Source organism: Paraglaciecola mesophila (genome assembly GCF_009906955.1).
In the GTDB taxonomy this organism is placed as follows: Bacteria; Pseudomonadota; Gammaproteobacteria; order Enterobacterales; family Alteromonadaceae; genus Paraglaciecola; species Paraglaciecola mesophila_A.
Window position 1 is genome coordinate 475,455 of sequence record NZ_CP047656.1, and the last position, 21,931, is coordinate 497,385.

The following is a 21,931-nucleotide window of genomic DNA, read 5'->3' on the forward strand; positions in this document are numbered from 1 at the left end:
TTAGTCCCAATATCGCTTAAGTCAGTCATTAAGGAGCACATAGAATTGGAATTTTTGTATGAGTACGGTTTATTTATAGCCAAAGCGGTAACCATTGTTATTGCGATATTATTAGTCGTTGGTGGGATTGTTAGTCTAGTTAGCAAACAAAAACAATCCAAAGGGAACCTAGAGATTGATTCAATTTCAGAGCGATTAGATGATATTAAGGGCAGCGTTGATAACCTGATTTGCACCAAGGACGAGCTTAAAAAGAAAAATAAGGAACAGAAAAAAGCAGATAAGGCGGCCAAGAAAGCCGCTAAGAGTAACAAAGCGGAAGATGAAAAAGGTAACTTGTACGTCATTGATTTCAATGGCTCCATGGACGCCCATGAGGTTGAAAATCTTAGGGAAGAAGTGACAGCCGTTATATGCATTGCAAAACCAAATGATGAGGTCTTAGTTCGTTTAGAAAGTGGTGGTGGAGTCGTTCACGGCTATGGACTTGCAGCATCGCAGCTCCAACGTTTAAAAGATAAAAAGATTCCATTAACTGTGTCAGTCGATAAAGTGGCGGCCAGCGGTGGGTATATGATGGCTTGTGTTGCTGATAAAGTATTGGCTGCAAAGTTCGCCATCATAGGTTCAATTGGTGTTATCGCGCAGATCCCTAACTTCAATAAATTATTAAAGAAAAATGATATTGAGTTTGAGCAGCACACAGCAGGGCAGTTTAAACGTACCCTAACCATGTTTGGTGAAAACAATGACGAGGGACGTGAGAAGTTCAGAGACGAGCTTGAAGATGTACATCAAATGTTTAAAGGGTTTGTTCAAGAGCATAGACCAACCTTAGCAATTGATACTGTTGCCACAGGTGAATATTGGTACGGGAGTAAAGCACTATCGCTTGGTCTTGTGGATAAGATCCAAACTTCAGACGATTTTTTACTCAGTGCAAATAGTGATAAAAAGATCTATTCAGTGAAGTATTCGGTGAAAAAGAATCTGGCTGAAAAATTTGGCATGTCAGTCAGCCATGGGGTTGCTAATACACTGATGAAACTTTGGCATAAGACACAAATTATTCCAAAATAGGCAATTAGACAAAAGATTAATTTCGTTGAAAAAATACCGGTTTTTAGCCGGTATTTTTTTGCCAGCTATAAAGCGTTGTACAAATTTTAATTGTATAAAATATCGCAAAAATAGAAATGGTGATATTTTTGACCTGTATAAGGTGATATTTTAGTGATTTTAACTGTTAGTGGTTGCTATCGTCTTTCGACCCCGCAATGTGTTTGTAAGTTCAACTTTTTATCGTTATAAATAATATGCAATTCAATAGAAACCAGAGAGTTTTACTGAATTCTCAACCGCGCAATGCCAATCAGCCCAGCCTGATAAAAGAATAATAAGATGTCGTATGCGCAATTAAAAAACACAATAAAGTTGGAAATAAAATGAACACGTCATTAAACAAATTAACGAAAAGTATTCGCTACGTTATCGCTACCTCCACAGCGGTAGCGGTTACTGCTATTAGCCCTGTCTATGCTCAAGAAGTGAAAGACGATAGCGCTGATGTAGAAAAAATCGCGGTTGTCGGGAGCCGCTCAGCACCTCGTTCTGTTGCCGATTCGCCAGTGCCCATTGATATTATTGGTGGTGATGAGTTAGGAAAGTCAGCCTCTACAGACATGCTAGATATGTTAGTCAGCACAGTGCCTTCATTTACGGCACGTGCGCAGCCTATTTCTGATGCAGCGACACTTATTCGCCCAGTAAACTTACGTGGTTTGTCGTCCGACAGCACACTCGTGTTAGTCAATGGCAAAAGACGCCACCGCGCTTCGGTTATTGCCTTTCAAGGTGGTGGGATTAACGATGGTGCACAAGGTCCTGATATATCTGTTATTCCTAGCTCAGCTTTGAAGCAAGTTGAGGTTCTTCGCGATGGTGCTGCCGCTCAGTATGGTTCTGATGCGATTGCCGGTGTCATGAACTTCGTTTTAAAAGACGATGCTGATGGTGGTTCGTTATCAGTTAAACGTGGTGAGTACTACGAAGGCGATGGTGCTACTACCACGGTAGAAGGTAACCTTGGTCTCCCATTTACCAAAGACGGTTATGCGAACTTAAGTTTCCAACTTAAAAATGCTGACGCGACAAGTCGTAGCGTGCAACGTCCAGATGCCGCGAATTTGATAGCCCAAGGAAACACTGATGTAGGCGACCCTGCACAAATTTGGGGTAATCCTGAAATTAATGATGACATTAGTTTATTTGGTAATGTTGGTCTTGATTTAGGTGATGATAAGAAATTTTACATGTTCGGAAACTATTCTGAACGTGACATAGTCGGTGGTTTTTACTACCGCAACCCGCACAACCGTGGTCAGGTGTATTCCAATGATGGCGGTGAAACGTTACTGGTCGGCGATGTCGCTCAAGCCGAAGGAGCAGAACGTACCTGTGCAACTGTTGCCATACCTAAGATTGTACAAGCGGATGGTTCGGTGGTTGATGGTAATGTACTAGAAACTGCGGCTTATCAACAAATGGTTGCCGATCCGAACTGTTTCTCAATGAACCAGATTTTCCCTGGTGGTTACACGCCAGCGTTTGGTGGAAATATCACAGATACTTCATTAGTTATCGGTGTTGAAGGTGAACTAAAAAGCGGCTTCTTATCTGGTGCTTTCTTTGATTTAAGTGGCTCGGTAGGTCGCAGTGAGTCAGCATTTAACTTAACTAATACCCTTAACCCATCTCTCGGACTTGATACACCAACTGAGTTTGAGACGGGTAAATATATTCAGTTAGAAAAGATGTTCAACTTAGATTTATCTAAACAAATTGATGTTGACGCAATTGATTCACTAAACCTTGCAGGTGGTCTTGAATGGCGTGAAGAGTCGTTTGAAATCGTAGCTGGTGAAGAGGCATCTTGGAAAGCAGGAGACTATGCAGCACAGGGCTTTAACATTGGCTCTCACGGATTTAAAGGCTTTGGACCTGAGTCTCAGGGGACAAATACGCGTCGTAGTGTTGCTGCTTATGTTGACGTAGAAGCATATCTAACGGAAGACTTATTAGTTGGCGCCGCTATCCGTTACGAAGACTTTACTACCTTCGGCGATACCACTAACTATAAGTTAACAGCGCAATATAGCGTGACAGATGAATTTTCATTGCGCGCTTCAACCAGCACAGGGTTTAGAGCGCCCACTGTTGGGCAAGCTAACGTGGTGAATACCCAAACCTCGATTGTTGGCGGAGATTTAATTCAAAGTTTCTTGGCACCACCGACTGATACATTATCAGCGTTTTATGGCGGTAAAGAGTTAACACCAGAAGACTCACAAAGCTTCGCAATTGGTGCGGTTTACCAAAGTGGGGACTTCTTTATCAGCGCTGATTTATATAGCATTACAGTAGAAGACCGTATCGCTCAGTCAAGTCAGATTGATGTAAACCCAGACGATTACGAAGAATTGAGATCTTTGGGTGTACAAAACCCAGAACTTATTTCTGCAGTAACGTATTTCGCCAATGATTTTGATACTAAAACCCAAGGCTTGGATTTAGTGGCTAACTATACGCATCCAATCTTTGATTCTGGTGATACGAAATTCTCACTAGCGTATAACTGGAACGAAACAGAAGTTGAGAAATTCAACCCTGATACAACCAGTGCAGGTAAAGTAAAATTACTCGAGGAAGGGATCCCTCATCACCGAGCCACTTTCACTATTTCTCAAAGCTGGGACACAGTAAGCGCCTTTATTCGTGTTAACTATTTCGGGGAATATTTTGCGGTACATGCTGATGATGCAGAACCAGGTGGCTGGAATGAAGATGCTGGTAGCAGTGCGACAGTTGATGCAGAAGTGAGCTACTTTGTCACCGACCAAATCACCTTGTCTGCAGGGGCCAGTAATTTGTTCGATACTGAAGCGCAAGAATTACCAGCAAGCTCATTTGCAGCGGTTGGTGGTCGTTTTTATGAAAATGGTCCTTTTGATTACAACGGCGGTTTCTACTACGTAAAAGCCAAGTATAACTTCTAAAATATTCAGTAACCTATAAAAAAGCCTTGTCACGATAAACCGTGACAAGGCTTTTTTTTTGCATCAATAGAACCTACTTACCAACCGCATTGGCGGGAAGCGTTTTGTTTATCCAACCACTGCTTCAAAGGGGCGAAATAATTGAGCACCGCGGAGGCGTCCATTTGTTCGCTGCCGGTAAGAAAAGCTAATGCTTTTTGCCAAGGTTGGCTTTTCCCCATTTCTAACATCTCATTTAGCGCTTTACCTGCTTTTTCACTGCCGTAAATTGAGCAACGATGAATGGCTTCCTCATTGCCTGCAATTTCGCATAGTTGTTTATGAAATTGAAACTGTAGAACGTGCGCTAAAAAGTAACGAGTATAAGGAGTATTTCCAGGGACGTGATACTTTGCACCAGGATCAAAAGCGTCGCTAGGACGTTCGATAGGTGCCATCACACCTTGATATTTCTCACGTAGCTCCCACCAAGCCGTATTGTAATTTTCAGGTGTCACTTCACCTGAAAACACCTTCCAGCGCCATTGATCCACCAGCAGACCAAAGGGAATAAACGCGATTTTATCCAAGGCAAGCTTTAGCAACATTCCAATGTCGTTTGATTCATCGGGAATACTATCAACTAAGCCTATTTCCTTTAAATACTTAGGCGTTATTGACAGCGCAATGGTATCGCCAATGGCTTCATGAAATCCGTCGTTGGCAGAGCCGCGATAGAGCATAGGCAATTCTTTGTATGCACGCTGGTAATAGTTATGTCCGAGTTCATGGTGTATTACCGAAAACTCTTCGCCGGTTAACTGAATACACATTTTAATGCGCAAATCGTCTTGTTCATCAATATTCCACGCTGATGCATGGCAAACTACATCTCGATCAGCGGGTTGGGTAAACATGGAACGCTGCCAAAATGTCTCAGGTAATGGTTCGAAACCAAGGGATGAAAAGAAGGACTCTGCCTGCTTAACCATCTTTATTTCATCATATTGATTTTCGGCTAAGGCGGCGGTTACATCGATTACGTCTAATGGTTGCGCAGGCTTCACAATGTCGTAAATGTTGCCCCAACTTTGCGCCCACATATTACCAAGTAAGTGAGCCGGGATAGGTTGGTCTTGTGGAACTATGTCTGTGCCATATTCTTCGCCGAGTTGTGCTCTAACATGGCAGTGAAGAGCATCATAAAATGGTTTTATCTGATCCCATAGCCTATCTAATTCAACGCCAAAATCATCAGCGGGCATGTCATACCCTCCGCGCCACAACTCACTGATGTCGTGAAACCCTAACTCTAAAGCGCCTTCATTTGCCAAGGCTACCTCTTCTTCATAAAGCGCTTTCATGGGCGGTGACACCTCCCGCCAGCCTTTCCATATGTCTAATAAAACAGCAGGGTCACGCTCATTAGCCATGATGTTATTCATGTCTGTCAGGCGTAGGCACTCTTGTTCTGTGCGGCAGTATTTTCCTGCCCCGTAAATCCCTTCAAGCTCTGATGTAATCTGGGCTAAACGTTCTGACTTTTTAGGATCGCCTGGGGCAGGGAGTACGAGCCCATTACACAGTAAATCAAGCTTTCTGCGCGTATCGGCGTCTACGGTTACGTTGTTAAAATCGGCGGCGCGTTTAGCTAGCTCTGATGCTTTGCTCGAATATTTTTCTGATAGGTATGCTGAAACGGCAGCGGTATCTTGATTAATGTAGGTTTGATATGCCCAGGCTGCTTGCGCTGCGGGCTGACTCAATTTACTCAATTCTATTTGCGCTTGCTCGATAAATTCTTTCGCATCGGCTGCATTAGGGGGGTGCTTTTGAACTTGAGACGATTGTTGCTGAATGTTTGTGCTGCTATCACTACACCCTATTAAAGTCATGCCTAGCATGGCTGCGGTCAAATATTTTAATTTGTGTTTGTATTTTACTTGTCGCATATATCCCTCTTAGTATTTTTATTATGCATGACGAAGTATACCGAGTTATTCACATTTACAGAATTCTACTGCGTGTTGTGATCGCGGTTTAGTTAATTTTCGTATACGCGCTAAAGACATGGTTTAATTTGGATAAAAAAAGGGGCGTACGTGAGTGCACTTGTTTGGTTAAGAACCGATTTAAGGAGTAGCTGGAATTCAGCAATAGATTATGCAGTCGCCAATCATGACAAGGTGAGTGCTGTGTATTACGTGACCAAGCAGCAGTGGTCAAAGTACCACATAGCGGGTTGTAAAATAGCGCTCATTTGTCAGCGCTTGCGTAATCTTCAAAAAGAATTACAGGCGCGCAACATTGAATTGCTGGTGCTCGACGGCGATCTTTATGAAGGTCTACCCAAAAGCCTCAATGAACTATGTCTTAAAAACAGCATTACCCATGTGTATTGCAACGCTGAATACGAGTGGGATGAGCGCCAACGGGATGTTTCAGTGAAGCAAGCCCTGAAGAATATCGATGTCACTCTCGCCATGTTTCACGATACTTGTTTGGTGAAACCCACAGAAATCATGAACCTCAAAGGGGAGCCCTATAAAGTTTTCACCCCATATTTCAAACGGTGGTTAGAAGCCACGTTACAGCAATTACCCGGCATACCGGACAATGAGCATGCAAAACAGACGGGTCTTGAATCACCAGCGAATCAAAACCTATCGACCGCGATTAAGCCTTCTGAAACCAGCAATAATGCAAAAGTAATGGATGTTTGGCCGGCTACAGCACCAGAGATAACTCAAAAATTAAACGCGTTTATCATTGAATTTGCGCCTGACTACCCTAAAAACCGTGATATCCCTTCGGTAGAAGGTACCAGTAAAATTTCACCATATCTGTCTATTGGAGCCCTGAGTCCTGCACAATGTTTATTCCATATCTTACAAGAGTACGGTGATGAGGCGTTATCGCCTGACCACGGTGCGTATACCTGGGTAAAAGAAATCGCATGGCGCGATTTTTACCGCTACGTTATGTTTCACTTTCCCCATGTCAGTCGTGGTTTACCTTTTCAAAAGCATTATCAATACTTTAAATGGGAAAACAACCAACAACATTTTGATGCGTGGAAAGCAGGGGAAACAGGCTATCCGATAGTGGACGCTGCCATGATTGCGTTGAAGCAAACAGGTTGGATGCACAACCGTTTACGAATGATTGTGGCGAGTTTCTATTGTAAACATCTTCTATTACCTTGGAAGTGGGCAGAAGATTATTTTATGAGTCAGCTTATCGATGGGGACTATGCTTCTAATAACGGTGGTTGGCAGTGGAGTGCATCAGTAGGAACAGACGCAGCCCCTTACTTTCGAATATTCAACCCAACTACGCAAAGTGAACGTTTTGATCCTAAAGGCGAGTTTATTAAAACCTGGTTGCCTGCACTAGAACATTTGAGTCCTAAGCAAATACACGAACCCAGCAAGCACTGCGATGTACAGCGATTGGGGTATACACTGCCCATAGTCGAGCATAAAGCGTCCGTGGCTCGAACCAAAGAACGGTTTAAAGGTTTCCTAGCAGCACGTTAATAAACTAAATTTTAAAGTACTGTTACTTCTACAAAACTGCCTTATAATGCCGCCGATTTATCAACACACAAGGTAACGCTGTTTATCGTTTAAACGGCTATGTTAGACGTTGAAGGAGCGCAATATGAGTATGAATAATCTGGATTTACTCGACTATTTTAATACCTTACTAATGCCAGAAAAGGTGAAAGACTTTTGCCCAAACGGGCTGCAGATCGAAGGTAAATCAGAGATTAGTAAGGTGATTTGCGGCGTTACCGCTTCGCAGGCATTGATTGACCGCGCAATAGCATTAGATGCTGATGCCATTTTTGTACATCATGGCTTTTTCTGGAAGGGTGAGGCAGCTAATATTTGTGGCATGAAAAAAAAGCGTATCGCTGCGTTGTTGAAGCATGACATTAATTTATACGCCTATCATTTACCGTTAGATATTCACCCTGTTTTAGGCAATAACGCGCAACTAGGTAAGCTATTAAATGTTGAGGATATTCGTCCGCTAAACGCTGCTTCTCCTGAGGGGATTGTCATGCAGGGAACCATAAATGGTGGTATCTCAGGGGCTGATTTAAAGGCTAAATTAAATGCGCGTCTGGGTAGACAACCGTTACTTGAAAGCCCAAACTCAAAGCTTATTCATACTCTTGCTTGGTGCACCGGTGGCGGTCAAGGTTACATTGAAATAGCAGCGCAGCAAGGTATAGACGCATTTATTACGGGTGAAGTGTCGGAGCAAACGATTCACACGTCAAGAGAAATGAATATTCACTTTTATGCCGCAGGCCACCATGCTACCGAGCGTTATGGTTCCCAGGCCGTTGCAGAACACCTACGAGCAGAAACCGCTTTAGACGTGATATTTGTTGATATCCCTAACCCAGCTTAACGCTATATTTATCACTGAGAAAAAAGAATGAGTAGCGAGCGCCATGATCAAAATTTTGATGCGATAGCCAACAAATTTGAGCAGAATATTTATGGCACCAGTAAAGGGCGTTTGCGTCACGAACTGCTGCAGTACTATTTAGTTAAAAACATTAATTTGAACTCATTGGATACTGCATTGGACGCGGGAGGTGGTACAGGCGAAATGTCAAAAGTATTGCTTGATGCAGGTGTTAACGTCACTTTGAGTGATATTTCGAATGAAACCTTGAATATTGCCCAACAAAAATGTGCGAACTCACCGGCGTTATCGTGCATTCACAGTGACATTCTGAGTTTGCCGTCAGTTGAATATAACTTGGTTGTCTGTCATGCGGTTTTAGAATGGTTACGTGATCCTTTTGCAAATATTGAGAAATTAATTGAAATGACAAAAGTCGGGGGGTACTTGTCACTGAGCTTTTTTAATAAAGACGCACAACTGATGGGGAATTTACTGTACGGAAATTTTGATTATGTGAAGCAAGGCATGCAGGTTAAAAACCGAGTACGGTTAAGCCCTAATAATCCATTGCGCCCTAAAGAGGTTATCGACTTTCTGCATCAGCAAAAGGTGACGATAACATCGATGGCAGGTATTCGCTGTTTCCATGATTATTTAAAAGACACTGCGATGCAGCAAAGTCATTATGTTCAACTTAAAGACGCCGAACTCACTTATGGTGATAAGGAGCCATTTATGTGGCTAGGAAAATATTTTCATATCATCATGCGCAGAGACGCTTAAGCAAAGTTGAGTTTACATATGAGCCTTTTTATCGATTTAATAAGGCACGTATGTCATTTTCAATTTGTTCTGGCTTGGTCTTAGGCGAATAACGTTTAACAACGTTTCCATGTGAATCGACCAAGAACTTAGTGAAGTTCCATTTTATTCGGGTGGAACCGAATATGCCAGGGGCATGCTTTTTCAAATACATGAAAAGCGGGTGTGCATTGATCCCATTCACCTCAACCTTAGCAAAAAGGGGAAAAGTGATGGAAAATTGCTTTGTGCAAAAATCCTCGATTTGGCTATCGTCTCCCGGTTCTTGACCGCCAAACTGGTTACACGGGAAGGCTAATACATCAAAGTCTCGCTCGGCAAACGTATCCTGCAGTGCTTGTAGACCCGCATATTGAGGGGTGAAACCACATTTACTTGCTGTATTAACAATCAACAGGACCCTTCCGTGATATATGTCCATGGAAAGGGCGTGACCGTTACTGTGTTTTGCGGCAAATTGGTAAATGTTATTCACGGTTTCATTCCGATTTTTATATGAATGTAATATAGTGGCATTTTTATGAAAACGATCAAGGATTTAAAGCATCATTATGACAACAAAAGTAGCGTTTATCGGACTCGGAGTCATGGGCTTTCCAATGGCCGGGCACCTCACAAAATGTGATTTTGATGTCACCGTATTTAACCGTACTCAATCAAAAGCCGATAAGTGGCTAATCTCTTATAATGGACAAGCTAAGACTAGCCCAGCAAAAGCGGCAAAAGACACAGATATTATTTTTATTTGTGTGGGTAATGATCACGACTTGCGTTCGGTCGTATGTGGCAGTGATGGGGTTTTATCTACAGCAAAAAACGGCGCTATAATTGTCGATCATACTACCGCCTCAGCAGATGTTGCGCGAGAGCTTGCTGCATTATCGGCCGCACAAGAAGTGGCTTTTTTAGATGCACCCGTGTCAGGCGGTGAGGCTGGGGCAATAAATGGTCAACTGACCGTTATGATCGGAGGCGACAAGCAGGCCTTTAACAAGGTTAAACCCGCTATTGATGCGTATGCTAAGTTTAGTCAACTTCTCGGCCCAACTGGCAGTGGGCAGCTTGCTAAAATGATGAATCAAATTTGTATTGCAGGTGTTGTTCAAGGGCTTGCAGAGGCACTACATTTTGGGCAGAACGCTGGACTTGACTGCGAATCGGTAATCGATGTGATTTCAAAGGGTGCAGCGCAATCATGGCAGATGGATAATAGATCAAAAACCATGTTGGCGGGAGAATATGAGTTTGGCTTTGCTGTAGATTGGATGCGAAAAGATTTAGGCATCGCCCTCGAAGAAGCGCGGCGAAATGGCAGTACATTATCGTTAACCGCGTTGGTAGATCAATTTTATGCCGATGTTCAGCGCCAAGGTGGCAATCGCTACGATACGTCCAGCCTTTTGACTCGATTAAATCAGCCATGACAAACCGCTTTTGTTATCGTGACGGTCATTTTGAATCTAAAGCTAATTACGGATGCTGCACGCTTAAAAGGAATAGAAATGAAGAATAAAATGCTAATAGTGCTGGGCGCAATAGTTGCGCTAAGCGCCTGTACCACACCATACGGCTATCACGATCCTGCGCCTGATACGTGCGATGGTGCCCCCGGATGTGCCGTGTATGCCGTATACAAAGGAATAACCAAAACAAAGCCTAAACAAGGGCAAAAGTGTGGGGAAATGTCAGGTGAACAAAAGCGCGAATGCGCTGCCCAAGTCGATGCGATAAAAAGTGCTATCGATAATGCCAAGCGCAACAAATAAAACAAACTGAAGAGAGAAGATAAGAGACTAGGGCTCGTTGGCCCTAGTTTAATTTAACTGACTCTGAGCTAAGTGCTGGCATCACATTGCCATTGATGACCGTGGAAACTAATATTAGCTTTTCCGTGTTCACGTTCAGCTCGCCAAGTACGATTATTCAACTTAATGACCACACCTGGGTAAATGCGCTTATTAGCAGAAACGACAATTTGCTGCTGATAGTTCTCTTTACTTGCGGCCAGTTCTAATGCTTTTTGCTCAAGCCACTGCATTAATTGATGTTCATTTTCAAACAACTCTTGGGCAGCGTTGACTTTGCCTTGCAGATCTTCCGGTATAAATTTGCTACGAATTATTTTCATACGGTCTTCATGGCGGCTACAGTTTTGCCTAATCTGCCGTACTAGCTCGTCTAAGGAGTCTTTGCGCGCTAATAAGGTATTGAACCCATCGCTGAAATCTATGGTTAAGTTGCTACCTGACACCGCACCAAATGTACCTGCTTGTACTCGGTTTTGACTAAATATCGAGCAAGCGAATAAATTGCCATTGGGTTTATCGATAGGGCCAACAGACAACTCTTTTCGGCACACCACTTTGCTAAATGCCAATTGACGGCCGATGCTTACGCCTCCATCACATTTTATATCAAGGCCTTGTCCATGCTGAATATGAATGCTTCCTTTGGCTCGCAATGTGGTGCTGTATTCGGTCCCCGCATCGTTGACTTTCCCCATGGCGCCCTCGGTGATAATGATATCGCCACCTGCGTGAATAATAGCTGACTCAACGAAGCCATTAACGGTTACGTCACCCGTGGCATACACTTCCATTTTTTCAGTGATATCTCCATTCACCAGAACGGCACCATCGTAATTTACATTACCTGTTCCAACGTTAACCCCCTTACAGATATAAGTATCATCCACCCACATTTTCTGATCTTTAAATTTAGGCATGCCAGAAATTTCAGCGATCAGAATGTTTTCATCTCTTTCACTTATGGCTGTGCCATCACCAGGTCGCAGTTTGAGCCATTCACCGGCTTTGGGAGTGATCGTTTCACCTGTTACGGTATATCCGGCCCGTCCTTTTGAGGGGGGAAGTCTTCTTAATAATTCTGTCCCGACTTTAACGCAAATAATGTCGCCCAAATTACGCATGTCTACACGGCCATGTTGGGATGCCTGCGGGCGCAAGATACGATCCAACGCATTTTGTACTAGGGGCTGTAACTTAGAGGAGCGTCCGGTTTTTGGAGGTAGGCCTTTGGCAATCATGCTACTAACTGATTCTCCAGCTAATGCGCCTAAATATGATTGCAGAAGAGCTGCTAAACGTTTGCTACTTACACCTCTGACAATTTTATGATGCTTCGCCTGTCGATATAAGTCGTCTAAGGTCAGAGTAACAGCACCGTAACCTTTAATGATTGTCATGGTGGCACTGAGTTGCCCATCTTCTATTTTACATTTTATTTCGTTGTCTTTGCGCTCACCTACGCGCTCAATCACTGTGTCACTGGATTCAGATTTTACGGCTTTTTGTGTATTCTCTAATAAGGTTAGAATGGCATCATCATGAATATAAAAATCTGCAAATTCGCTTTGTTTTATCGCGTTTTGCATAAGATGAATATCGATTTTACCGCTTAATTCTAGCGGGTTGATGTGCACACTTAAATGCGTACCTGACTCATCCAGTTTTAAGGTAACTCCTTGCATCCTAACCACCTACATTTTCAATATAAAAAACATACAGACGTTACGAATGTATAGACAGCTATACAAACGCACTGTAATTCATACTCACTTATCGGTCATACTTAAAATTGCATGATGTAATTTTGACTATACCTCGGATAATATCCAGCTCAAAGCTGTTCAGCGTATGTATATAACGCTTTAAGTATGGCTAATTTATCGCTATTCGAGTGATATTGTTCACAGAGAAGCTCTAAGGTCTGCACATAATCAGACATAGTGATGCTTGATGGAGAAGCGTCATCTAACAAGCGGAACTTACGATGATTTTGCCAACGTTGCATTTCCTGCTCATTTAAAGAAGTAGGAAAGTTACGTGCTTTATAATAGAACAATAAGTTGGCTAATCGTGAGTCTTCAAACGGTAAGGTTAAATCTGCTAACTGTTCGGGTGTGCTTTGTCGCACTTGGTCTATTAACGAGCGATCCCTAGGGCTAAAGAAACCGCCGCTGTACAAGGAATGATCGGCTTCTTGGGGAGCATGCTCTGATTCGGAACGATGGACTTCAATGAGCTTTTCAACTAGCTCGGGGTGTTGCTTGAGTGTCTGTAGGTTTTGTAAGCAGGCTTGGCGATCTATGCCTAATCTTGCGGCATTTTCTTCATTCAATGTTTTGGCTGGCGCAAGCACTGGGCTTTTATTCACATGTATTAATTTTATGGGTAATCTTTGTTCTCCCTCATTGAGCATGCTTGATGGTGTGTATAACTTTTCAATGATTTCTTCTACCGACAGTGCTAGCAATGGCTGAATATCAAGGGAAAGGTTTAGAACAATAAAGGCGTTTTTATTCGTAGGATGTTGAGCAATCGGTGCCACCCAAGTGCAGCAGCCATTGATTGCCGGCAATTTAGATGAAATGTGCACAAGGGGGGTATGAGCTTGTGTATCGATTAATGCAATAACATTCTTCTTAAGTCGCAAATTAAATAGATAGTCATACAGTTTAGGCTGCGCCGCTTTAACGAGCTTCGCTACGCCAATCGTTGCGTAGACATCTGACATGGCGTCATGGGCCGCTGAATGTTCAATATTATTTGCCTTACTTAAATCTTCTAGTTTAAAACTTGGGCTACCATCTTCCTTTAACGGCCACTCAATTCCGTCAGGACGTAGGGCGTAGCAGGCTCTTACCACGTCGATTATATCCCAGCGACTGTTGCCGTTTCGCCATTCCCGTTCATACGGGTCATAAAAGTTACGGTATAAGGTGTAGCGTGTTACCTCATCATCAAAACGAATATTGTTGTAGCCCGCAACACAGGTTTCTGGTTGTGAGAATTCATCATGTATTTTCTCAATAAATTCAGGCTCAATCATGCCATCACGCAAGCTGTGTTGCGGCGTAATGCCAGTGATTAAACAAGCCTGAGGATGAGGTAAATAGTCATTGGGAATTTGGTTAAATATCATCAAAGGCTGGGAAATTATATTTAAATCAAGATCCGTACGGATACCGGCAAATTGACAAGCGGGATCTTTTTGCGGATTGACGCCCCAGGTTTCATAATCGTGCCAGTAGATTGAGGGTGTGGACACAGTATTCCTTATCGTTTTCATTCTATGACGATCTCAACAGAATTATCCTGCAAACTCAAATTAAACCCTGTTTTTTGCGCATAACTATGTAATTTGATTGAAGATTGTATTTAATTATCTTCAACATACTAAAGTTGTATCGGTTAAGCCTATTAAAAATGGCCGTTTGTGCTTAACTAAAGGTGTGTGTTAACAAATTGTTGTACAAATGGTAGTTCACCTTTGGAGTATTTATGCAATCATTACGTGTCAGCGATTATATGAATTGCCGCCCAGTGACATTTTCCATTGAAATGTCCGTTGCCGAGGCGGTAGAACGTTTGTTACAAAGTGGTCAAACAGGAGGGCCTGTAGTTGATGATCACAATAAAGTGGTCGGTTTCCTGTCTGAACAAGATTGTTTAGTACAAATGATTGAATCTAGCTATTACCGAGAGCAAGTGTGTCGAGTCAAAGACATTATGCAGACTGAAGTTATATCCATTCGCCCTTATGTGTCTGTGATTGAACAAGCCCAGAAAATGCTTGTTGCTAAGCCAAAAGTGTACCCGATAGTGGATGACGATGGGTATTTAATGGGAACGATAAATCGCTCGCAGTTATTAAATGCAATCGACATGCAGCTTAGGGATGGTTATCGCATTGCAGGCTGAGCTTTTTTAATGCTTTTCCCGTACAGGTACTAGTATTTAAATACTCATTCTTCTAGGATCTACACCCATGATGGTTGTCCCCTAGTATGAGCAAATTTTATTGTCTTCACATGTACCTGAATCGGAAGTCGCTCCGTTTACTTATTCTCAGTTAACCGAACTGACGTCATTATGCATGACGTCAGATCGGTTTCGTTTTCAACGTCGCTTTAAGCAAATTCAGCGACTCGAATCAAACAAAAAAAATCAAGCATTCGCTAAACTAAGTAACGATATTGATCGCTCGATATTGCTAAAAGAACAAAGGCAAGCAAATCTCCCCAAGGTAGAATATCCCGATTTACCGGTCACTGAACAAAAAGATAAAATTTCAGATGCCATTCGCGATAATCAGGTTGTGATTATTGCTGGTGAAACAGGTTCAGGAAAAACAACCCAAATCCCTAAGATTTGCTTGGAGTTAGGACGGGGTGTGAACGGCTTGATTGGTCATACTCAACCAAGACGCCTTGCCGCTAGAAGTGTTGCAACACGAATTGCTCAAGAGTTAAACAGTGAACTGGGGAATGAAGTTGGATTTAAAATCCGTTTCTCAGATCAAGTTAATGAGCGCTCCTATGTAAAACTGATGACTGACGGAATTTTACTTGCAGAGATCCAGCAAGATAGGTTTCTCAATCAGTACGACACCATTATTATCGATGAGGCCCATGAGCGCAGTCTTAACATCGATTTTATTCTTGGCATTTTAAAGCAATTGCTTCCCAAGCGGCCCGATTTAAAACTCATCATTACCTCGGCTACGATTGATCCCGAGCGTTTTTCCAACCATTTCGACAATGCACCTATCATTCAAGTAAGCGGCCGTACCTTCCCAGTAGAAATGCGCTACCGACCGCTGGTTGATGATGAAGGTGAAAATGACCGAGATCAAACACAAGCCATCATTGATGCGGTAAATGAACTAGGTAACCACAGTCAGGGCGACATTCTGGTGTTTCTTAGCGGTGAGCGAGACATCCGAGATACAGCTGATGCATTAACGCAGCAAAAATTTCGACATACGGAAATAGTGCCATTGTATGCAAGGCTATCGGCGGCTGAACAGAATAAAATATTTCAGTCGCATTCGGGCAGACGGATCGTACTTGCGACGAATGTTGCGGAAACCTCATTAACGGTTCCGGGCATAAAATACGTTATCGACCCTGGTACGGCACGAATTTCTCGCTACAGTGTGCGCAGTAAAGTTCAGCGGTTACCGATCGAACCCATTTCTCAAGCATCTGCGAATCAAAGGGCAGGGCGCTGTGGTCGTGTATCAAACGGGATTTGCATCCGTTTATACAGCGAAGATGACTATAACAATCGAGACGAGTTTACTGATCCTGAGATCTTAAGAACCAACCTGGCGTCGGTTATTTTGCAAATGATGGCATTAGGGTTAGGTAAAATTGATGAATTCCCATTTGTACAAATGCCCGACTCACGCAGTATCAATGACGGTTTTAACCTGCTTGAAGAGCTAGGAGGCGTCGCAAAAAACACTGGGCGATTATCGTTAACTACGATTGGCCGACAAATGGCGCGATTACCGATAGATCCCCGTTATGCCCGTATGATAATTCAAGCTGAAAAACAAAATAGCTTACGTGATGTATTGGTGATTACCGCGGGATTGAGTATTCAAGACCCAAGAGAGCGTCCGCAAGACAAGCGACAAGCGGCAGATGAAAAACATCAAGCATTCGCCAATAAAGATTCAGATTTTCTTGCGCTATTAACACTCTGGATTGCATTTAAAGACAAGCAGCTAGAACTTACCAATAATCAATTGCGTAAATGGTGTAAGCAAAACTTTATAAACTATTTACGTATGCGTGAATGGCAAGATATTGTGAGTCAACTTAAGAAATCCATTGCCGAGCTGGGATTTAGTATCAGCCAATCAGATACTGACTATCAAGGGATCCATCAGGCAATGGCTTCTGGACTGCTATCTCACATTGGTAATAAAGATAAAGACAAAGAATATCTTGGTGCGCGTAACAGTCGCTTTATGTTGTTCCCCGGCTCAGGTATTGCTAAAACCAGCCCGAAGTGGTTAATGGTCGCAGAGCTGGTTGATACTTCTCGTTTGTTTGGGCGTATGGGCGCAAAAATCGAACCCCAGTGGTTAGAGTCTCTTGCTCCACATTTAATCAAGCGCAGTTACAGTGAACCTCATTGGTCAAAAAAACAAGGCGTTGTGCAAGCATTTGAAAGCGTGACTTTGTACGGTTTGCCTTTGGTGACCAAACGTCGCGTTGCCTATAGCCAAATTGACCCGGTCGTTAGTCGTGAATTGTTTATTCGTGAAGCCTTGGTTAATCAGGATACAAAACTAAATGATGACTTCTTAACAGAAAACCAGCTAGAAGTGGACGAAATTAAGGGGCTAGAGGATAAAACACGGCGTCGTGATTTACTTGTGGATGAAGACGCCTTAGTTGAGTTTTATGCCCAACACATTCCCGCTCATGTATGTAGCGAAGCCAGTTTTAACAAGTGGTGGCGCAAAGCTAAATCGACTCAGCCAGATTTGCTGACATACTCAAAGCAAATGTTGCTGAAAAACTCACCTGTTAAATCACACCAATATGATTTTCCAGAAACCTGGCAGCAAGGAAATATAACCCTGCGTCTTGACTATCATTTTAATCCTACAGATATAGATGATGGCGTGAATTTACTCGTACCGCTTTCGCTATTAAATCAATTGTCTTCAGAAGGGTTCGATTGGTTAGTACCTGGTCTTCGTCATGAGCTAATTGTGACACTGATCAAATCGCTTCCAAAGCGCCTACGACGTAATTTTGTGCCCGCGCCTAATTATGCTGAGGCATGTTTAGCGGATATATCTCCGTTAGATAAAAAAGGTCAGGCAGTCGATTTTTTAAGCGCGCTGAGCCATAAGTTAAAGCGTATGACTGGTGTTGACGTTGAATTAGATGATTGGCAGGTGGACAGTTTACCATCCCATTTACGCTTTAATTTTAAAGTGTTGGATGACAAAAATAAGGTAATTAAACAAGGTCGAGATTTACTGGCTTTACAGCATGAATTACAAGGGAAAGTGAAACAAAGCCTTAGCAAGATAGCGAAACCAGGTTTAGAAAAAACAGGTATAACTCAGTGGGACTTTGAGCAATTACCAACAGAATATATTAGTAAGCAAACCGGATTTGATGTTAAAGCGTATCCTGCATTAGTTGCTGAGAAAAACGCAGTAGCCATTAAGTTATTCGATAAGCCTCATATGGCAGAGCAAGCTCACCAACTCGGATTAAGACGATTAGTTTCATTGTCTATTCCATCGCCCATTAAATACCTGCATGAAAAACTGCCTAATAAAGCCAAGCTTGGGCTGTATTTTAATCCGTTTGGTAAGATAGCAGCATTGATTGACGATGTGATAGCCGCCGCAATCGATGAATTACTCGCGCAATATCGAGCGCGTCACGGTGATATTCGCACGGCAGAGGCTTTTGAAGCGTGTTGTGAGCATGTCCGTGCAGAGATTAACGATAGGGTGTTGGTGATCGCGCAAAAAGTAGAAACAGGCTTAACCAAAGCACATCAAATCAAGAAGAAAATGAAAGGCAATGTGCCTATGACAATGATCAATGCATATGGAGATATTAAACAACATCTCGATAGTTTGGTGTTTAACGGCTTTGTAAGTGATATTGGCGCCGAACGTTTAAATGATTGGCAAAGGTATATTGAAGGGATAGCGCGTCGAATAGACAAATTGGTCATTGACCCTACAAAAGATAGGTTACATCAATTAAACGTAGAAAAGGTGGCTAGTGAATATACCAAGAAATGCCAAAAAATTCCTGCCGGCGCACCAGTTCCGCAAGAATTGAAAGAAGTACGCTGGATGATTGAAGAACTCAGAGTGTCATTTTTTGCTCAGCAATTAGGCACTGCTATGCCAATATCGACTAAGCGTATAATGAATCAATTAGACTCAAATTAACGCGTTTATTTTGAAATACATGGATTTAAATAGTGGATCACGCAAAGTCCGTTGACATTGCTTAATCCGCGCCCTATAAACACAGAGTAGGCAATAAACTAGGACGGAATTTTTGATGTTAGGCTACAACGACAAACGTAATTTTTTTCGCATGATGGTTAACTCAGCCTGCGAGATAGTGGTTAACGACGATGAGTCGAGTCGTACGTTGCACGCTGTATGTAAGGATATTAGTGCGACTGGCATGTCATTTGAGGTTGAAGAGCAATCAGTCGAAATTGGCACCGCGGTGGATGTATATATTGAATCTACTAATAGTCAAATTCCTTCATTATCGGCAAAGGCTCGCGTGGTGCGCTCTGAATGTAATGATGATGCAACTTGCGTAATAGGCGTCGAAATAACTGAAATGAATTAGTGGGCTAAGTGGTCAGCATCGTTAACTGGCTCGTGTTAACGAATATCAAGTCTGATGACAAACACACTATAAGCGCTCGCTTTTCAGCTAGCGCTATCAGGCGTTATAGTACTTTTTGTGCAGAGCGCTCTTTTTGTGGCGAAAGCACTTTTTATGGTCAAAGTACTTTGCAAATCAAGCCTTTCAGGTAAAACCCTTCAGGATAGTTTGTCGACACAGGATGATCGCCAGCCTGAGACAAGCGTTGAATAATTTGCACTTCACGGCCAGCGTCTAACGCGGCATCAGCAACCACCTTCTGAAATAAATCAAACGGCATTAACCCTGAGCAGCTAAAGGTCGCGAGAATGCCGCCTGGTTCCATAATTTGCATCGCGAGCATATTAATATCTTTGTAACCACGGCACGCCCTATTGAGGGATGCTTTAGAGTCTACAAATTTAGGTGGGTCGAGTATGATTTGTGAAAAATGTTTCGATTGCGTTTTGTACTCACGCAATGCTTGAAACACATCGTGATTGATAAACTCACATTTTGTATTATCAAGCTGATTAATTTCTACGTTTCGTTTGGCTGTTTCTAAGGCTAAGTCTGATACATCCAAATTAGTGACACTGTTGGCACCCGCGGCCAGCGCATAGCTACCAAATGTACCTGTATAACAAAAGCAGTTTAGTACATCTCGATCTTTTGCGTATTGCGCGGCAATTGCTCGATTGTCTCGCTGATCTAAATAGAAGCCAGTTTTGTGACCTTGCTTTACGTTTACGATTATTTTTACGCCATTCTCTTCGATAATAACTTCGTTTGGAATATCGCCAGCCAGTACTTGAGTGACTTCTTCTAAACCTTCTTTTTTGCGTACTGCAACGTCACTTCTCTCATAAATTGCATAATCAGGAAACTGGGATTTTAATGCCCATACTATTTTATCTCTATGTTTATCAGCCCCTGCTGAAAGCAATTGGCACACTATAACATTGGTATAGATGTCGATGGTCACCCCTGGTAGTCCATCAGACTCAGCAGCAATGAGACGATAGCCAGTTAAGCCGTGCCGCTCAATGAGCTCTGCTCTAGATTGCTGAGCAGTGGCAATGCGTCGCTGAAAAAAACCATTGTCGATACTTTCATTTTGCGTAAATGTCCATATTCTTACTTGTATCTGAGAATGTGGGGAATAGGCACCGCGACCTAACCAAACTTCATCATGACTATATACATCGACGGTATCGCCAAGATTCATGCGTCCTTTGGTGCTTTCAATTGCACTGGCAAAGATCCAAGGGTGACGACGTAATAAAGATTTTTCTCGACCTGGGTGTAGTGTTACGCGTGATGACATAGTGTGGTGGTTTCCGGTATACAAAATTAAAGTAGATGAGCGTGGTGTAAATTCACATCGACGTGCGTCAAATTAAACAAGAAATTCGACGGAGAATTCATGCAATTTATCGATTTTGAAGAAGGAACAGCAGCAGACACGCTTTTTGTTAATGATACTACAAAACCTACGCTCAAACAGGGCCAAGTGTTAGTAAAGGTGCATAGCTTTGGTATTAACCGTGCTGATACATTACAACGACAAGGAAAATATCCAGCTCCTCGAGGAGAAAGTTCAATTTTAGGGCTTGAAGTGTCAGGCGAGATTGTAGAGATAGCTCAGGGAGAAGAATCAACTGCTTCTCGCTGGCAAGTAGGAGATAAAGTTTTCGCCCTTGTAGCCGGGGGAGGCTATGCACAATACGTGGCAGTATATGCCAGTCACCTAATGCCTAAACCTAAAAATGTAGATATGCCGAGCGCAGCAGGGATAGCAGAAGTTTTTCTTACTGCCTACCAAAGCTTATTTCAAGTGGGTGGACTCAAATCAGGACAAAGGGTGTTGATTCATGCGGGGGCGAGCGCAGTAGGTTTAGCGGCTATTCAATTAGCAAAAGCAGACGGTTGCCACGTCAGTGTAACTGCATCTAGCGAGAAGAAACTGGCCGTGTGTGAAAAGTACGGCGCGGATCGTTTAATTAACTATAAAATGCAAAATTTTGCCGAATGTTTTGAACAAGGTGGGGTTGATGTCATCATCGATTTTGTAGCGGGAGACTATGTTAATCGTAATCTTAAAATACTCAATAATGATGGCACCATCGTGTACTTGGCAATGTTAGCGGGGCGGTTCGCAGATAAATTGGATATGGCGTTAATGCTGTCTAAACGCGCCACCATAACAGGCTCGACGTTACGCAGTCGAAGTGATGAATACAAAGCCTCGCTTATTTCAGATTTTTGCCAGCAATTTTTTGCTGATTTAGAAAGCGGTGCCTTAAGGCCCGTAATTGATACTCAGTACGCTATCAACGAAATTGGGTTAACTCATCAACGACTTGAACAGAATGACACGATGGGGAAATTGGTTGTTTCGTGGGACTAGCGGATAGTCGTAATAGTATTTAAGCAGTATGATCGCTATAGGCAGTGTCTCTGA

General features: G+C 42.7%; 16 protein-coding genes. 11 read left to right on the forward strand and 5 right to left on the reverse strand.

Translation table 11 applies throughout. From position 1 onward, the window contains the following. The first annotated feature begins 45 nt into the window (after positions 1 to 45). Both sohB and FX988_RS01950 read left to right on the forward strand, forming a co-directional pair. Positions 46 to 1,080, forward strand: a complete 1,035-nt coding sequence (gene sohB, locus FX988_RS01945; RefSeq protein WP_160178095.1) for a protease SohB — start codon at positions 46 to 48, stop codon at positions 1,078 to 1,080. Positions 1,081 to 1,445: 365 nt separating this feature from the next. Further along, positions 1,446 to 4,055 carry a TonB-dependent receptor plug domain-containing protein gene (locus FX988_RS01950; RefSeq protein WP_160178096.1) on the forward strand — a complete coding sequence of 870 codons (2,610 nt, stop codon included), beginning with the start codon at positions 1,446 to 1,448 and terminating at the stop codon, positions 4,053 to 4,055. Positions 4,056 to 4,132: 77 nt separating this feature from the next. On the opposite strand, the gene FX988_RS01955 is transcribed toward FX988_RS01950, so the two are convergent. After that, positions 4,133 to 5,986 (reverse strand): M2 family metallopeptidase, encoded by a 1,854-nt coding sequence (locus FX988_RS01955; protein WP_160178097.1) that lies wholly within the window; start codon positions 5,984 to 5,986, stop codon positions 4,133 to 4,135. A 150-nt stretch (positions 5,987 to 6,136) separates the two neighbouring features. On the opposite strand from FX988_RS01955, the gene FX988_RS01960 reads away from it, so the two are divergent. The 3 genes from FX988_RS01960 to FX988_RS01970 all read left to right on the forward strand — a co-directional run bounded on the left by FX988_RS01960 (position 6,137) and on the right by FX988_RS01970 (position 9,245). After that, positions 6,137 to 7,573 (forward strand): cryptochrome/photolyase family protein, encoded by a 1,437-nt coding sequence (locus FX988_RS01960; protein ID WP_160178098.1) that lies wholly within the window; start codon positions 6,137 to 6,139, stop codon positions 7,571 to 7,573. 124 nt (positions 7,574 to 7,697) lie between these two features. Continuing rightward, positions 7,698 to 8,459, forward strand: coding sequence for a Nif3-like dinuclear metal center hexameric protein (locus tag FX988_RS01965; protein WP_160178099.1), 762 nt, complete (start codon positions 7,698 to 7,700; stop codon positions 8,457 to 8,459). Between the two features lie 27 nt (positions 8,460 to 8,486). Next, positions 8,487 to 9,245 (forward strand): methyltransferase domain-containing protein, encoded by a 759-nt coding sequence (locus FX988_RS01970; RefSeq protein ID WP_160178100.1) that lies wholly within the window; start codon positions 8,487 to 8,489, stop codon positions 9,243 to 9,245. 28 nt (positions 9,246 to 9,273) lie between these two features. On the opposite strand, the gene FX988_RS01975 is transcribed toward FX988_RS01970, so the two are convergent. Further along, positions 9,274 to 9,759 (reverse strand): glutathione peroxidase, encoded by a 486-nt coding sequence (locus FX988_RS01975; protein WP_160178101.1) that lies wholly within the window; start codon positions 9,757 to 9,759, stop codon positions 9,274 to 9,276. A 76-nt stretch (positions 9,760 to 9,835) separates the two neighbouring features. Between FX988_RS01975 and FX988_RS01980 the strand changes: the two genes are divergently transcribed. Both FX988_RS01980 and FX988_RS01985 read left to right on the forward strand, forming a co-directional pair. Next, a complete protein-coding gene (locus tag FX988_RS01980) occupies positions 9,836 to 10,708 on the forward strand; it encodes an NAD(P)-dependent oxidoreductase (protein WP_160178102.1) in 873 nt (290 codons plus the stop codon). Between the two features lie 78 nt (positions 10,709 to 10,786). Then, positions 10,787 to 11,050: a hypothetical protein gene (locus FX988_RS01985; protein WP_160178103.1), complete on the forward strand. Its 264-nt coding sequence runs from the start codon at positions 10,787 to 10,789 to the stop codon at positions 11,048 to 11,050. A 68-nt stretch (positions 11,051 to 11,118) separates the two neighbouring features. Here FX988_RS01985 and FX988_RS01990 read toward each other — a convergent pair whose 3' ends face one another. Beyond that, positions 11,119 to 12,774 carry a DUF342 domain-containing protein gene (locus tag FX988_RS01990; protein WP_160178104.1) on the reverse strand — a complete coding sequence of 552 codons (1,656 nt, stop codon included), beginning with the start codon at positions 12,772 to 12,774 and terminating at the stop codon, positions 11,119 to 11,121. 149 nt (positions 12,775 to 12,923) lie between these two features. Further along, complete coding sequence (gene sbcB / locus FX988_RS01995; RefSeq protein WP_160178105.1) at positions 12,924 to 14,354, reverse strand: exodeoxyribonuclease I; 1,431 nt, start codon at positions 14,352 to 14,354, stop codon at positions 12,924 to 12,926. A gap of 233 nt (positions 14,355 to 14,587) precedes the next feature. Here sbcB and FX988_RS02000 point away from each other — a divergent pair, with 233 nt between their 5' ends. The 3 genes from FX988_RS02000 to FX988_RS02010 all read left to right on the forward strand — a co-directional run bounded on the left by FX988_RS02000 (position 14,588) and on the right by FX988_RS02010 (position 19,449). Beyond that, entirely contained in the window at positions 14,588 to 15,007 is a 420-nt protein-coding gene (locus FX988_RS02000) for a CBS domain-containing protein (protein WP_007987422.1), read from the forward strand. Between the two features lie 100 nt (positions 15,008 to 15,107). After that, on the forward strand, positions 15,108 to 19,031 hold the full coding sequence (gene hrpA, locus FX988_RS02005; protein ID WP_160178106.1) for an ATP-dependent RNA helicase HrpA: 3,924 nt from the start codon (positions 15,108 to 15,110) through the stop codon (positions 19,029 to 19,031). Between the two features lie 115 nt (positions 19,032 to 19,146). Further along, a complete protein-coding gene (locus tag FX988_RS02010) occupies positions 19,147 to 19,449 on the forward strand; it encodes a PilZ domain-containing protein (protein ID WP_007987420.1) in 303 nt (100 codons plus the stop codon). A 157-nt stretch (positions 19,450 to 19,606) separates the two neighbouring features. Here the strand turns inward: FX988_RS02010 and FX988_RS02015 are convergent, their stop codons facing one another. After that, a complete protein-coding gene (locus FX988_RS02015) occupies positions 19,607 to 20,794 on the reverse strand; it encodes a class I SAM-dependent rRNA methyltransferase (protein WP_160178107.1) in 1,188 nt (395 codons plus the stop codon). A 99-nt stretch (positions 20,795 to 20,893) separates the two neighbouring features. Here FX988_RS02015 and FX988_RS02020 point away from each other — a divergent pair, with 99 nt between their 5' ends. Beyond that, positions 20,894 to 21,877 (forward strand): NAD(P)H-quinone oxidoreductase, encoded by a 984-nt coding sequence (locus FX988_RS02020; protein ID WP_160178108.1) that lies wholly within the window; start codon positions 20,894 to 20,896, stop codon positions 21,875 to 21,877. Positions 21,878 to 21,931: the final 54 nt, after the last annotated feature.